11 protein-coding genes and 4 tRNA genes are annotated in these 13,614 nt (G+C 39.4%); 3 read left to right on the top strand and 12 right to left on the bottom strand.

Annotated elements, in window-relative coordinates; genetic code table 11:
- Positions 1-378 precede the first annotated feature (378 nt).
- Together MFF31_RS14255 and MFF31_RS14250 are read right to left on the bottom strand one after the other, a co-directional pair.
- Entirely contained in the window at positions 379-2,460 is a 2,082-nt protein-coding gene (locus MFF31_RS14255; RefSeq protein WP_238188783.1) for a TerD family protein, read from the bottom strand.
- 126 nt (positions 2,461-2,586) lie between these two features.
- Positions 2,587-2,844 carry a phage holin family protein gene (locus MFF31_RS14250; protein ID WP_238192036.1) on the bottom strand — a complete coding sequence of 86 codons (258 nt, stop codon included), beginning with the start codon at positions 2,842-2,844 and terminating at the stop codon, positions 2,587-2,589.
- Positions 2,845-3,325: 481 nt separating this feature from the next.
- Here MFF31_RS14250 and MFF31_RS14245 point away from each other — a divergent pair, with 481 nt between their 5' ends.
- Positions 3,326-4,279 carry an S-layer homology domain-containing protein gene (locus MFF31_RS14245; RefSeq protein WP_238188782.1) on the top strand — a complete coding sequence of 318 codons (954 nt, stop codon included), beginning with the start codon at positions 3,326-3,328 and terminating at the stop codon, positions 4,277-4,279.
- A 191-nt stretch (positions 4,280-4,470) separates the two neighbouring features.
- Positions 4,471-5,424: an S-layer homology domain-containing protein gene (locus tag MFF31_RS14240; protein ID WP_238188781.1), complete on the top strand. Its 954-nt coding sequence runs from the start codon at positions 4,471-4,473 to the stop codon at positions 5,422-5,424.
- A 57-nt stretch (positions 5,425-5,481) separates the two neighbouring features.
- On the opposite strand, the gene MFF31_RS14235 is transcribed toward MFF31_RS14240, so the two are convergent.
- The 7 genes from MFF31_RS14235 to MFF31_RS14205 all read right to left on the bottom strand — a co-directional run bounded on the left by MFF31_RS14235 (position 5,482) and on the right by MFF31_RS14205 (position 7,628).
- Complete coding sequence (locus MFF31_RS14235; RefSeq protein WP_238188780.1) at positions 5,482-6,156, bottom strand: uracil-DNA glycosylase; 675 nt, start codon at positions 6,154-6,156, stop codon at positions 5,482-5,484.
- Between the two features lie 134 nt (positions 6,157-6,290).
- Positions 6,291-6,590, bottom strand: a complete 300-nt coding sequence (locus tag MFF31_RS14230) for a hypothetical protein (protein WP_248565493.1) — start codon at positions 6,588-6,590, stop codon at positions 6,291-6,293.
- A 62-nt stretch (positions 6,591-6,652) separates the two neighbouring features.
- Positions 6,653-6,725 (bottom strand) — tRNA-Val (locus MFF31_RS14225).
- Between the two features lie 344 nt (positions 6,726-7,069).
- Positions 7,070-7,155 (bottom strand) — tRNA-Leu (locus tag MFF31_RS14220).
- Positions 7,156-7,178: 23 nt separating this feature from the next.
- Positions 7,179-7,255: transfer RNA gene (locus tag MFF31_RS14215), tRNA-Ile, on the bottom strand.
- A gap of 36 nt (positions 7,256-7,291) precedes the next feature.
- Positions 7,292-7,368 (bottom strand) — tRNA-Met (locus tag MFF31_RS14210).
- A gap of 95 nt (positions 7,369-7,463) precedes the next feature.
- Positions 7,464-7,628, bottom strand: coding sequence for a hypothetical protein (locus tag MFF31_RS14205; RefSeq protein WP_238188778.1), 165 nt, complete (start codon positions 7,626-7,628; stop codon positions 7,464-7,466).
- A 137-nt stretch (positions 7,629-7,765) separates the two neighbouring features.
- On the opposite strand from MFF31_RS14205, the gene MFF31_RS14200 reads away from it, so the two are divergent.
- Complete coding sequence (locus MFF31_RS14200) at positions 7,766-8,278, top strand: 2'-5' RNA ligase family protein (protein WP_238192034.1); 513 nt, start codon at positions 7,766-7,768, stop codon at positions 8,276-8,278.
- 60 nt (positions 8,279-8,338) lie between these two features.
- Here MFF31_RS14200 and MFF31_RS14195 read toward each other — a convergent pair whose 3' ends face one another.
- From MFF31_RS14195 to MFF31_RS14185, 3 genes are read right to left on the bottom strand one after another with little or no spacing between them, the layout of a single operon-like run.
- Complete coding sequence (locus MFF31_RS14195; RefSeq protein ID WP_238188777.1) at positions 8,339-9,832, bottom strand: ABC transporter substrate-binding protein; 1,494 nt, start codon at positions 9,830-9,832, stop codon at positions 8,339-8,341.
- Positions 9,825-10,721, bottom strand: coding sequence for an ABC transporter ATP-binding protein (locus MFF31_RS14190; protein ID WP_238188776.1), 897 nt, complete (start codon positions 10,719-10,721; stop codon positions 9,825-9,827). The genes MFF31_RS14195 and MFF31_RS14190 overlap by 8 nt, the downstream gene beginning before the upstream one ends.
- A gap of 6 nt (positions 10,722-10,727) precedes the next feature.
- Complete coding sequence (locus tag MFF31_RS14185; protein WP_238188775.1) at positions 10,728-13,613, bottom strand: ABC transporter permease; 2,886 nt, start codon at positions 13,611-13,613, stop codon at positions 10,728-10,730.
- Position 13,614: the final 1 nt, after the last annotated feature.

Here is a 13,614-nt window from a genome sequence, read left to right as displayed (position 1 = left end):
AAACTCCTCACTTATTATTTGTTACACACATAGTTTCAGTTCTTTGTAGATCAACAATGACTATCCCTCAATTATGAGGATAATTATACTACAAACACCTTATTTAAACATTTCAAACATGCTTATTTCCGTTGTTTGATATATTACCTACAATAAAAAAAGAACCGTAAAAAATTACGGTTCTTCATATCTTTAATTCCATTAACAAAAATTCCTTGATAAATAACAATTATAAAGGAGATTGCAGCACCTAAAATTCAGCTATTAGAGTAGAAGGAAGGTGCTGCATAGCCTTTTAAAGATACAGGAGAGCAGTTTATCTAAATAATTTTCTTCGACAGGTTTAGAAGGAAGATAAACTATAGCCTGATATTATGGTTACAAGTATTGAGAAGTTATAATTTCAATATCAAATGGCGTAATGCCCGCTTCTAATGAAAATACAACGTCCGCTTCTTCTATTATATCACATTTAATCCCTCTTGCCTGCTGATGTAATTCAAATAAGTCAAAAAGATTAGGTTTCGCGAGGCTTGTTATTGCCCTCCCCATTAATACCATACCTTTTCTATTGTTTTCAACATTGATACTATGATGTGGCATTTCGCGTAATCCAATATCGGTCCAAATAACCTTCATTTCATATAAATCCAAGATGATCGGTATACAAATACTCGTATTTGCAGCTACATCCGTTTTATTTTGGACCGTTCTAGGCTCAAAGATTTCACCAGAACTAGGATTTTTTCTAGCCATCCATCCCACAAAACATTCAGGCAAATCAACAAATCCTTGTGCTGTAAATAGATTAAGTGAAAGAACGATGTACCTTCCGCCATATCCCTTTATCGAATTGATATCAAGGTCAATAAACTCACTTGCACCGCTCGGAGCAGATACAATATCACCACTGTGACATGCATTATACGTGTTCGAGATGAGATTTGTGTATGAAATATGTTCTACATACTCCCAATTATCGTCGTACATTACAGCTGACAAGTCAATGTCCGTTCTGTCGCCTTGAGGTTCTTTCCAATATACAAATGACCTTATTGTATGCGTATCTTTTGGAATGTCAATCTTAGATCCTCTTGTCAGCGTTTTAAGAGATTTATTTGCCGATCTTTGAGAAAAGGGAACGATATAATCCTTAAGTTTCTCATCAATATAAACTTTCCCGAGAGGTTCTTTATTTTTGAACATAATTAACATGCTCTCGTTGCAAATTTTCACAACACTTTCGCAAATATCAGGTTGAATAGGCGGCAACATATTTACTATACCGTATACTTTTGCTATATTTCCCTTTGGGAAAAAAGCTCTTAATTGATTGCCGGCATTCCTGCTTTTAAAATGTTCTTTAACTTGTAATAATACGGGTACAGATACTTCATTTGCTACCTCTTTGAATTCATTCAGAACAACATTAGAGTTGGTTGAGATTCGCAAAAGATGATCGAGTTTTCTAGCAAATTCACCTGGGCGTGTCTTCAATAATGCCAAAGCCGTTTTGTAATCTTCTGAATGTATCGCTTTAGTTACTTTACTATTAAATGTTTCAATCTTTTCATTGTTACGGATCTTTTGAAATGCCTGCTGTGCATTCAAAAAAGCAGTTTTGTACTCGGAAGGATGTAATCTCTCTCCAAGTCTTATCCACCTGTTTTTATACTTCACCATATCCTCATCTAAGCTCGAACAGTTTGATAATAGAGACAATAACAACCGTCGTTCTTTCCTTTTAAAACTTCTGAACTTAGTAGGTGCCGCTAAACTTACATCGCCATCAGACATAGCGACAGCAAGCCTCAATACATCCGTAGCTGTTTTAAAATAAGTAAATACTATTTTTTCATCAGTAGTGTAGGTCAATATTAAATTAGCAATAATAGCTATATTTTCTTTTAAGGGAATTTCATTCGGAACTAGGCCCAGTGCTACGTCCCTATATTGCTCAAATAACCAGCTGAGATCAGACTTATCCATATCAGAAATCGATGTTTTAGACTTCATCAAATTGGTAAAAATAGTTTTCAATTCGTCCATTGTTCCAATGTTGATTACTTTATGATTTGCTACGTCAGTCAGCGGCTCTCTGTTTTGCTTCTCATAATGTGGCAACAAAGTACCTGATGACCAGTAATGTATAATAGCATTAAAATAGAGCTCACTATCTTGCGCATTCATCACCTGCTCAGGGAAGTTTGGATACATCGGTTTGTAATCTCGGTGAGCACCAACCATCACTTTAAGAGAAGTTATTAACTCAAAGTAAAACTCCGCTAATTGTGCTTTTGAGTATGTTGCTAAAATATCGAGCAAATCTTTTGAAAATGTATATCCTAAATCCTCTACGTTTTTCAAAATAGTAGATATGTATACAGTATGCGGACTCTCTTCATTTCCTCTTTCTAAAACTAGCTTATTTTTTCTTCTAAGAAATATCGTGTTTAGCATATATTAGCTCCAATTCAGGTAGAAAAATGTAATAGGTTCGTCGACAAATAAACATACCTCTTACCTAACACTTTAATCGAGTTGGCATGAAAGCACAAATCTCTCACATAAAAAGAGAGCGTTAATTTATTTTCTATCTACCGATTGTTTGACCAGCTGATGAGTCAACACTGTTGCTCCAGTAACAAGCACTCCCTGTACAACCCCTTGAAATATGTCACCAACAGTTACCATTCCCCCCACTATTCCGAGTGCTAAGAGCACCCACGGAATTGTCCAATTGGCCACCCTAGGTGTATTTTTGAGCAGTAATCCAATAATGTAAAGTACCGGTATGAGCACCAGAGCTTCTTCTTTGATGTACTGAATAATTTCGTTGTCCATCACTAGCTCATCTCCTCACCTTTCAAAATGAGACTTTCATTTTATTAGCCATAAAGATACATTTTAATTGCTTTATAAGTTGAGCCCTCAATGATGAGCAGAGTTTTTTCTCATGTATGTAACATCTTCTATAAGTGACTGTGTCTCAACCGTCTATGCTGTATACCTATGTCCCATTTAACGGCAGTATACCTTATATCTATTATCGCTTTGAGCAATCAAGAGCTACTCTTTTACAATTTTATTGCCATGGTTTCAACTTGAAGAAGAGAGTTATACTACATAGAATTAATAAACCCCTACCCTGTCAAGACAGTGCTCATTCAACAGGACTAACAGATCACGCATATTCATCAAAATATTTGTATCTAGTTGAATGATGACTAAATTTTTCATTATTCAATCGAAACTTTCTGCAACTTATTGGATATTACTTCCGTCAGAGTGATTGCAGCTGCAAAAAAACTATAGAGGTGAGTTTATGAAAAAGAAACCGTTCATTCTGGTAGCAATAATGGTATTTATGTTATTCACATTGGGGCAATCTGCCATGGCATACTCTGATGTAACTGAAGATCCGAATGCTGAGCATATTAAATCTTTACAAGAGAAAGGCGTTATTAGCGGACATGGAAAAGAGGATTTTAAGCCTAATGGAAAGCTTACTTATGCTTCTGCTGTGACCATGTTAGTCAACGGTTTTGATCTTAACATCGACAATATTCATTTCATTAAACAGCCAAAAGCGACAGACAACTTCCCTAATCTCAAAGACAATGCGTGGTACTCACAAGCGTTTGTAATTGCACATCTTAACGGTCTAGATATCCCTACAACTGTAAAAGCTAATGACTACATTACTAAAGAACAATTAGCACATCATCTCTTCCAAGCCATTGCCAAAAAAGGCGACTATGCGTTCATCAAGATCTACATGGCGATGAATGATGAAAGTAAAGTTAATCCTCACTATATGAATAACATTCAAAAACTGCTCATAAGCAAAATCGCAACATTAGATAAAAAAAATAATTTTAATCCTAAACATGCTATAAAACGCGGCGAAGCTGCAAGCTGGATTTACGGCGGTATCAAATTTGTAGAGGACAATGAGCCTATTAAGCCACAACCAGAATTCCCCGGTTCCAATTTCAAACTGGAGACGGTTGCATTAACATCCGAAGTAAACAAAGTAACGATTACTGCACAGCTGCCATCGCCTGGTTATGGACTTCACATTTCATCGATCACATTTGATGGTGATAAGGCTGTCCTTCACGTTGCCACAACAACTCCTGATCCGAACAAAATGTATCCACAAGTTATATCAGAGGTGAAAATTTCTACTTTTGTAGATTCTAAATACAAAGTTGTGCTTACTGGAACGACTCCATCGTCTGACTCGTCCATAAAAAATGAAGCACTACTAAAATAGTAATGAAGAGGATTGCATCATTCGTTCCTGAAAGAACGAGATGCAGTCCTCTTATTTTTAATCAGTAACTCTAATGGTTATAAATTAATTGTTTGATTATTCAATCTTTAAGCAACTTGCTCTGCAACATATTGGATAATGCTTCCGTTAATATAAGTGTAGCTGCAAAAAAATACTATCGAGGTGAATTTATGAAAAAGAAACCATTTATTCTTATAGCCATAATGGCTTTCATGTTATTTACACTAGGGCAACCCGTTATGGCAAGCTCCAACACAGCCACACAATCTAATACAGATCATATTAAGTCGTTACAAGAGAGAGGCATAGTTAGTGGGAAAGGCATAGGAGAGTTTAAACCTAATGGGAAGCTTACTTATGCTTCTGCCGTAACTATGTTAGTCAAAGGATTTGATCTTAACATTAACAACATCCGCTTTATTAAAGCACCAAAAGCAACAGACAATTTCCCTAATCTCAAAGACAATGCTTGGTATTCGCAGGCATTTGTTATCGCCTATCATAACGGCTTAGAGATACCATCAGATGTAAAAGCGAATGACTATATCACTAAAGAACAATTCGCACACCACCTCTTTCAAGCCATTGCAAAAAAAGGCGACTATGCGTTTATCGAAATCTTTATGATGATAAATGATGATGATGATATTAATGATGATTATATGAATAACATACAAAAACTTCTTATTACTAAAATTGCCACACTAGATAAAAACAACAACTTCCATCCTGAAAAAGCGATTACACGCGGTGAAGCAGCAAGCTGGCTATACGGCGGTATCAAATTTGTAGAAGAAAATGAACCTATCAAGCCACAACCAGAATTCCCTGGCTCAGATTTGAAACTTACAACAGTTGCATTAACATCCGAAGTAAACAAAGTAACAATAACTGCGCAAATGCCATCACCGGGTTATGGACTTCGCATCGGATCGATTACATTCGAAGGTGGTAAAGCAGTCATTCATTTAGACGCAACGCCACCTGATCCAAACAAAATGTATCCACAGGTTGTAACAGAAGTGAAAATTTCTACTTTTGTGGATTCTAAATTCAAAGCTGTTCTTGCTGATAAAGAATCTTCATCTGATTCTTCAGTAAAAAGTGAAGCAATCGCAAAGTAACAATAAAGAGGGCTGCATCAATCGTTCATGCATGAACGAAGTGCCGCCCTCTTATTTTCATTCCGGTATGTCCCACTGAATCGGTTCCATGTTGTTTTTTTCAAGAAACGTATTTGCTTGCGAAAATGGCTTACTACCAAAAAATCCTTTTCTCGCTGCAAAAGGGCTCGGATGCGCTGTTTGAATAACTAGATGCCTCTCCGCATTAATACCTTCTGCTTTAGCCCCTGCGTGCTTGCCCCAAAGTAAAAATACAATTGGTGCTTCCCTCTCATTTAACAACTCAACAATACGATTTGTAAACAACTCCCAGCCAATACCTTGATGAGACCCCGGATTGCTTTGTTCCACACTAAGCACCGTATTTAATAGTAATACTCCTTGCTTTGCCCACGACTCCAGATTGCCATGTGAAGGAATTGCACAACCCAAATCTGACTCCAGCTCTTTAAAAATATTTTTAAGAGAAGGCGGCTGCCGTATTCCCTTCTGAACTGAAAAACTTAAGCCATGTGCTTGTCCCGCTCCATGATAAGGGTCCTGTCCTAATATGACAACTTTTGTATCCTTATAAGCTGTAAACTCCAATGCATTGAATAATTGATCCTTAGCAGGATATACAATACCATCTTCATAATAGTTTTCCAATTTCCTCGCAAGTTCTTGCATGACCGGCAGTTCCAGTTGATCCTTGAGCAATTCGTGCCAATCATTATTAGGTATAGCCAGCATGTTATCTTCCTCCACTCCACTCAACTTAACCGTCTAATCAATCTATCAAAAAAATAAGTAATATTGCAAGTCAATTTAGCTCTGTAACGCATAACTAGGCAACTGCATACAATATTAAAATCTAAAGGAGGTGCTCATATAGAAATTAAAGCACTAAATGCGGAATCGATTGCCATTATCGGTGCTACCATCGTTGCCATTGGATCAGCGATTGCTTTACGTTCATTTCTAAAAGAAAAACAAGAAAAGACAGGTGCGCCACCTTTCATACCCCCCCCTTTATAATACACACTCAAACTCCTTGAATTTTTAAAATTACCTATCAAAATAAGCCTAACGTATCCGATAACGTTAAACTTTGCAAGGTAAATATCAGGTTCGAATGGAGGATTCCATCCTCCTACATAATAGTCATCAACCTCATTTGATAACATTCAGTTCTTTTACATGAGTTAAAAAAAGCAAAAAGCCCTGATTTCTCAGGACTTTTCTAGTATGATCTGTAGTGGGCTCGAACCACTGACCCCTACCCTGTCAAGATAGTGCTCTCCCAGCTGAGCTAACAGATCAAGTTTACGATAGTACATAATATATCAAACATCTATGCGGGAGTCAATAGTTAAATCTCGCAAACTGGATAAATTTCTTGAAATAGAACTGTGGGCAACTTATTAGCATAACATTCCGCCAATAGGTAATACAGTAAGCATAGAGTAAGACGTGCACATGAAGAAAAAGTCGAGCAGCAGTAATGACAACCTGCTTGGCGCAGCCGTGGAAACTCGCAGTCTCCCAAGCCAAACTACAAAAGAAATCCTTTTCAACACTTGTTTATCACAAGAGTTAAAAAGGATTTCTTTTGTAACTTATGTACTACTTCGTTAGGATTCAATATCCTGGTTTTTCTTAGGTATGCCGAGAGCGGGAATCGAACCCGCACGGTGGTCACCCACCGCAGGATTTTAAGTCCTGTGCGTCTGCCAGTTCCGCCATCCCGGCACATGTGTGATACTTAAGACAAATGGTGGGCCCTGAGGGACTCGAACCCCCGACCAATCGGTTATGAGCCGACCGCTCTAACCAACTGAGCTAAGGGCCCTCGAAAACGTATATTTCAACGTATTGATCGAAGTATTGGTTGCGGGGGCAGGATTTGAACCTGCGGCCTTCGGGTTATGAGCCCGACGAGCTACCGGGCTGCTCCACCCCGCGACGTTATCCATTTGAGCGAAAGTAACTTTAATGGCGACATCAATTAATATACTATATAACACTATCTAGAGTCAAGCATTTTATTAAAATTAATTTTATGGTAGATAACGAACCCCATAACGCCCCTTTAAAGAACGGAAAACTTCGACCTCTCTCGGTGACTCATAACCGTAGATCCACCAATCATTTTCTATACGTCTGACTAAACAACCTGCTTGAAATTTCGTTTCATATAAGCGAAGCCAGTATACCCATTTCATGAATAGTTCCTCCTGTTAATGCCCTGATGTTTCCATTAGAATACCCTAATAATGCAAAATACAAGCATGAGAGGTTCTTAATTGTCCAAATTTTTGGGTATACTATATGATATAATAGGAAAAAGGAGTTGAATGTGATGCTATATGGAATCGTTCTATATCCAGATAAAGAAGTGCAAGATGCTGCCAACAGTTGGCGTGTTCGTCATGATTCTCATTACAGTATTATTCCTGCTCATATCACTTTAAGAGAAGCGGAAGAATGGGATGAGTCGACACTTCAAAATGCGATCTCGCATCTTCAGCACGTTGCTACAACCCTAAAACCGTTCAGTATTCATTTCAACCGTGTTTCCACCTTCTTCCCTGTAAGTAATACACTTTATCTATCCCTAGTAGATCCTCAGGCTGTAACGGATCTTAAACAAGCCATTTGCAGCGGTCCACTTGTCCCAGCGGCTTCCGATGTCGTGTACACACCGCATCTCACCATTGGACGAGACATGGAGGCAGATGAGTTACATGATCTATATGGCAATCTCCGAATGAGCTCTATAGCATTTACTACTGTTATCGATCGGTTCCACTTACTCTATAAGACCGAACAAGGAGGATGGACAGCACTTCAGTCTTTCCCACTTAAAGGATAGAACGTAAAAAATCCGCCGCATATGAACTATGCGAGCGGATTTTTTAATAAGAACTAACAATTAGCGCGCCATCGGTCTTGGCATTGTAGGATCACCTGGAACAATAGGCTTCTCAAGAATTGCGTTACCTTTAGTTTCCCATTCAGCAAGTGCTTCTCTTGTTTCCTTCGTTCCTGCTATTACAGCTTGGAACATCTCATAGCCTACATTTTGTGCTTCATAGGCATTTGGATTATCACGGAATATTTTGTCTGTCTTATTCGAAGTTTCTGGCAGAGGTTTTAGTTTTGTAAATGCATCAATATTGTAAGTCAAGCCACTCACTGGTTTCAAAAACTCTTTGCGAGCAACAAGTTCATAATTGCTTCTTGACTTCAACTTCGCCCATTCTTTGCTATTGGAAAATTTAATAAATTCCCATGCATCTTTTGGATTTTGCGCTTTTGAATTAATACCCATCAACTGACTTAAACGAATGTTTGCAGCAGCTCCTGGAGTAGCTGGATCCGTTGGAACTGTTACAACGTCCCAATCGACCATTTCAAAGTTTTTGATTTTGTCAGCATTGTCGCTTGCTCTTTTCAGATCATTAATATAGTAGGATTCACCAACTACCATTGCTAATTGGCCTTTAAGGAACAAGTCACCGTAGAATGGATCTTGCCCACCATCTGAGCTCATTTTTTCATACATTTTATTCATAAATTCTTGATTCGGTACAATTTTTTCCTTATGCAAATCTCTGACCGCGTTCCATACTTGTTCCCATTGATCACTATTTACAAGCATCTTTTTGCCGGTGTCATCAAAGGTTTTTAACTGCAGTGCGGCTCCATAGGTTTGAGCATCGTTAAATGCATCTGAGTTCCAACGATTAAATGAGAACCCGAATTTTCGATCAGCACCTTCGCCACTAGCAACTTGACGAGCTTTAGTTAATACATCAGCCCATTGCATATTGTCTGTAGGCGGTTCAACTCCCAAATCAGCGAATATCTTTTTGTTATAATAGAGCGCAGCTGAAGTGAACGTAGGTGTTAAGGCAAAGATATTGTTATCTCCTACTGATTTGATACCGTCGATTACAGTTGGTACGTAATCCGCAAGATCGAATTTATCTTGCTTAATCATCGGATCAAGTGGTTGAAGCATGTTGTCTTGAATGAATTGACGCAACATATCGAAATCTAATACTACGACGTCAACAGGATTTTGCCCTGTCATCAATTCTTTCATTTTCTCGTAGGGATCTGGTTGTTCTTTAGGCTTATCTGGATTTGACGTCTCATATCTTTGATCATCGTAATTCAAAGCACTTACGATTTCAAAAGTAATATTGGGATTTTGCATCTCAAACATATCCGTATATTGCTGACGGAAATACGGCTCATTGTCTGATCCACCATATAATACACCTATACGAAGTACTCTGTTCTCTGCATCCCCTGGTTCTGAACCACCAGAACAAGCAGACAAAAGGCCTACCAAAAGTGTCAATGTTAAACTAACCATCGTCCATTTTTTAAAACGTGATCCAATGCCATTTCTATTCATGGCTATTACCTCCTAATGATTTTGGAGAAGAAATAATAATTTTCTCACCATCAAATTCCATAGATGCTTTGTCTTTAATACCCAATGATGCTAAATATTCTTTTGGAATTTGCAGTCTCCCCACACGGTCAACAACAACGTAAGCTTCGTGAACATTATTTAAACCTTTGCCCGTTGAATGCTCTAGCTCTGTACCGTCTGTAATATTAGGGTTTCGTTTAATAAACTCTGTGCTTGTTAATCCGTCACGTATAGCAACAACACGATCTACCTTGCTAGCAAGTGTCATGTCATGCGTAACAATAACAATTGTAATGCCAATTTCTCGGTTTAATCGTCTGAAAATACCCATAATGAGATCTGATGTTGCTGTATCCACCGAACCTGTCGGCTCATCCGCTAATAGTAACTTTGGACGATTAGATAAAGAGATCGCAATCGCAACACGCTGCTGCTCACCTCCGGAGAGCTGATGCAGTTTGTTGTGCATTCTTTCTTTCAGCCCAACCCAATCTAGTAGTTGTTTCGCATAGTCTCGATCTGTTTTTCCCGATAACATCATCGGCATTTCAACATTTTCAAGTGCAGTTAAATACGGGAGTAAATTTCTTGCATTATTTTGCCAAATGAATCCTACAGTTTCCCGTTTATATTGTACAAGTTCTTCTTCCGATATCTTAAGAAGATCCCACGGTCCGACCTTGACTTGACCGGCCGATGGCCGATCAAGTCCTCCTAGTGTATTCAGAAGCGTCGATTTACCACTGCCGCTATTACCGATGATGGCCATTAGTTCGCCATCTTCTACTTTAAGATTAAGACCTTGGAGCGCAACAACTTCCAAGTCGTCCGTTTTGTAGATTTTTACTAATCCTTCGCAATCTATCATTAGCTATTAACGCTCCTCTCCCATTTTGACCGCTTGATGTACTTTTAATCTGCGGATATGCAGGAAGAGTAGCAGTGCTCCGACCAGCATCATGAATCCAACAACATAGAACAATTGATTAGTGTCTTTGGATTCAAAGATAACTCGGAATGGAGGTACAGTCTCTGCTACGTTTTCAGTCGTTTGCAAGAACGGTAGGAAGAGCTTACTTACTACCTTGCCGATCAATACTCCGAGTCCAATCGCAAGACCAGCGGTGAATAGCTGCTCTAGCATTAGCATACCTGTCAATTGCTTGCGAGATAAGCCCATTGCCCGTAATACACCGAATTGCACAACGCGGCCTGATAGATTAAAGAACCAATAAAGCACATAACCTGCTAACGTAATGACTACTGAAACAAGGAATCCAAGACTGAGAATACCGAATATACCGCCTCTTGTTGGATGCTTTGATTGTATCAGCAATTCATTCCGCACATCCTCAACCTTTGCAAGTTCAAAATCTGCTTTCTGCAACTGTGCAATAGCTGGACCAATTAGTGCATCAGGCTTCATCTTGAGCCATACCTCGTAAGGTATTGCTGGAAGCTGGTCAAATAGATAGTCCAGATTTGTAATAATAAATGGGGCTTTATCTGGATATTGACTAGGCCAATATGGCAATATGCCTACGACAGAAAACTCAATCATTCCATCAGTAAAACCAACGGAAACGACATCGCCAACCTTTAATTGATACTTCTTAGCTACACTTGTAGGAATAAGTGCCGCATGCTCTGCGAGCCCTAAATCGTACAGATAATGATTCTGATGGCGTGGATTCAAGTCTTCACCAAACCAACCTACATTTGCAAAATCATAGTTATCAATACCTAGCACATTACCCTGACCGATCGACTTTCCGGATACGACAATATTACCTTTTGTAGTCAAGACTCGGGCAGCTGCTTCAACGCCTTCCAGCGTTTTGAAAACTTCGAATGGTGGTTCCGTAAATAGCATACGTGTCGGTACTCCGCCACCGTTCCCGCCGTTTCCACCACCTCCTCCGTTTCCTCCGTTGCCGCCTCCACCATTATTCCCACCATTGCCGTTCCCATTTTTCGGTGGTTTCTTCATTTCAGGAGTTCCGTCCCATACGGTCTGAATGGTGACATCCGCTCCGTATTTATATAAGGTACGTTCCGTGGAGTTCAAATCGATAGTACGAGCTGCTGAAGCATTATAAACACCAAGTCCAAGTGTTAATACCAACAAAATCATAAGTGGATAATACCCTTTAGAAGATCTTGAAAGCTGCGTTAACGTTAAATAAATCGGTACTGGCAAAAACTTGCGACCAAGCCAATTGAACAGCTTAAGCAGCCATGGGAACAATCGCAAGAAAAACAACCCTAATGCAAAAATTGCAAGTGCAGGAACAAAGAATAAGAAGGGCTGTACGTTAAGCTGATCTGTTGTCATTCCCGTTTGGAACGTAAGCATTTGTCTTTCATTGAACATGTACCAGCCATAACCCGCTGCTGCGATTAGCAATACATCAAAAAACCAGCGCTGCCATAAAGGCTTGCGATCAGAACGTGCAAGGTCCTGCTTGTAGCTTACGATTGATGAGCGGGCATAGATCACTGCCGGTATAACCGTAGCCAATATTGCAAGCAATACAGCTGCACCACCAGCCACCATTGCTTCTGTAGAGAATCCTACTGGTATCGACTTGCGATTAACGAAGGATAAGAAACCATTCGCTGATCCAATACTTTTAGCCATAAACCAGCCCAAGAACGGGCCGATAGCAAGGGCAATACCACCGAGTAATAAGCCCTCAAGTAAATAGATCCAAATAATCTGCCTTGTTCCAGCACCCCGACTTCGCAAAACTGCAATGTCACTGCGCTGTTTATCTAATGATTGGCGAGCATTCATCGCAATAAAGAAAAATACCATTGCAATCATCGGTGCTGCTAGAGTAAATAGCAATGTCTGAAGTTGGATACTTTGTTTTTTAAATTCTGTAAGTGTCTCTGCAAATGAAATCTCTACCCGCGTATCTTTAAGACGCTGATAAAGTTCAATGTCAAGTCGGTTCAACGTTTTTCCTAGCGGACTAAGCTGACTCGTCTTCACCTCAGATAGATCAAATGCATAATACCAACCTGCATTGTGAAGCGGTACTTTCAATTTCTCAAGCAATACTTTCTGGAATGAAGCTTCACTGATTTGCAAAGTTCCGAGCAGCGATTCAAGCCCTTGATACCAATATTCATCGGCTGTATCCTTAGGGTTGATTGCTCCAACGATCTTAACTTTAAGAGTAAGATTAAGACCGCCGAATATCGGATAATCAAATACATCACCGATATGTACATCGTTGCGGTACATCGCTTCTTCAAGCATAACAGCTTCGATTATTTTGCCGTCTCCTTCAGTTTTGGAGAACCATTGACCCTGTGCGATATCTGAATGAGCTTCCAGATCGGACATCGTCATAATCGTCAGTTGTCTGTTACGACCAGCATCAACTTTAGTTGGATCTTCAGGTACGACATCGGCGCTGCGGATAGAATAGTTTTTCAAGTATGTGTCATATGTAAATCCGATGTCTTTTGGTACTGTCGTTGTAATGTATTTCTCAAGCTCCGAGAGAGCAGTAATATCTGTTTTTTCTCCCGGGGTGGATTGAAACCTCATTAACAATGAGCCTGCCGGCAGGCCGGTGCTCTTCTCCTGTAACGATTCGGCAACAACCCGTTTTAATGCTCCATCGGCGTACATTGGTATGCTTGTCGCAAAGGCAACTGCTAAAGTCAAACCCGCCAATGTACTTAACGTCAGCCATCGTGTATTCCACATTTTGCGGAATAAGAATCGAAACAGCGGAATACCCATC

The organism is Paenibacillus sp. L3-i20 (assembly GCF_022180385.2).
Taxonomy (GTDB): Bacteria; Bacillota; Bacilli; order Paenibacillales; family Paenibacillaceae; genus Pristimantibacillus.
Note: the sequence above shows the minus strand (reverse complement) of the source record. Positions and strands in the feature narration are given on the sequence as shown.